The sequence below is a fragment of the Mesorhizobium sp. M1E.F.Ca.ET.041.01.1.1 genome (assembly GCF_003997355.1).
Taxonomy (GTDB): Bacteria; Pseudomonadota; Alphaproteobacteria; order Rhizobiales; family Rhizobiaceae; genus Mesorhizobium.
Map to the genome: position 1 here is coordinate 1 of NZ_RZSL01001258.1, position 449 is coordinate 449.

General features: G+C 58.6%; 1 pseudogene. It reads left to right on the forward strand.

The window, feature by feature from the left end:
* Positions 1-125: 125 nt before the first annotated feature.
* A pseudogene (locus tag EOA38_RS38670) lies at positions 126-449 on the forward strand (AraC family transcriptional regulator); the annotation flags it as partial.

Below are 449 nucleotides of genomic sequence, written 5' to 3' on the forward strand. Positions count from 1 at the left end.
GCTATATGCGTTCCGCCGCGAAGCTTCGGTCCAGCTCGATCGACCACTGGTATGTCGTCTTGCCACATACTGGCCGGTCATGGACGGAGGTCGATCGCCGCGTCGCGGAGGGTCAGCCGGGCCAGTTGGAGATCAGATCGCTTGGCTACCCGTTTCGCGGAAGGACAACGGAATCCGAAAGTGTCTTTCTCTATTTGCCGCGTGATTTGTTCGCCGATGCGGCGGGGACCCTCGACGTAAACAACAATTCAATTCTGTCGGGCAACTTTGCTAACCTTCTGATCGACTACATCAACAGCATCGTAACAAGACTGCGCAATCTCACATCGGAAGATCTGCCCCGCATCGTACACGCAACACGCAGCATGATCATTGCCTGCCTCGCGCCTCCGGCCGAACATGCCGCGGCGGCCGAACAACTGGCGAGCGTCGCGCTGATGGAGCGAGCG